This window comes from Paracoccus sp. UBA5162, from assembly GCF_002413585.1.
In the GTDB taxonomy this organism is placed as follows: Bacteria; Pseudomonadota; Alphaproteobacteria; order Rhodobacterales; family Rhodobacteraceae; genus Paracoccus.
The window spans coordinates 1-343 of sequence record NZ_DHXG01000101.1 but is presented as its reverse complement, the minus strand read 5'-3'; the positions used below and the strand labels follow the sequence as shown (position 1 = coordinate 343).

The 343-nt window shown below is 65.6% G+C and carries 1 protein-coding gene; it reads right to left on the bottom strand.

The genetic code is table 11. The features are described from left to right. Nucleotides 1-64 precede the first annotated feature (64 nt). Nucleotides 65-280: a DUF5337 domain-containing protein gene (locus tag B4A72_RS16020; protein WP_292957430.1), complete on the bottom strand. Its 216-nt coding sequence runs from the start codon at nucleotides 278-280 to the stop codon at nucleotides 65-67. Nucleotides 281-343: the final 63 nt, after the last annotated feature.

The following is a 343-nucleotide window of genomic DNA, read 5'->3' as shown; positions in this document are numbered from 1 at the left end:
AGAGATTGGTGAAAATGCGGTCCTGGTCTTGCAGCATCAGACTCTTGTTCCTCTCATCCACGGGCTAGGAGTCGTTCCTGCGCCGCCAGATACGCCAGGTCACGATCAGCGACCAGACAAAAGCGCCGATCGCGGCCAGATCGGCCAGGAATGCCCACCGCGCCGCCCAGCCATAGCGCGCGCCCAGCCATTGCACGACGATCCAGGCGGTCATCGCCACCGCGATGACCACGGCCGCCTGCCGGATCTGGGCGGTGTCGCGGTCCGGCCGTCCCGCCATCAATACACGTCACCCTTCTCGACCCGGGCGGAAAATTCGGTCTCGCCGCCCGAGGCCAGCACC

Excerpts from the sequence above, each read along its gene's own strand:
- B4A72_RS16020 (WP_292957430.1), bottom strand. The coding sequence starts at position 280 with ATGGCGGGACGGCCGGACCGCGACACCGCCCAGATCCGGCAGGCGGCC.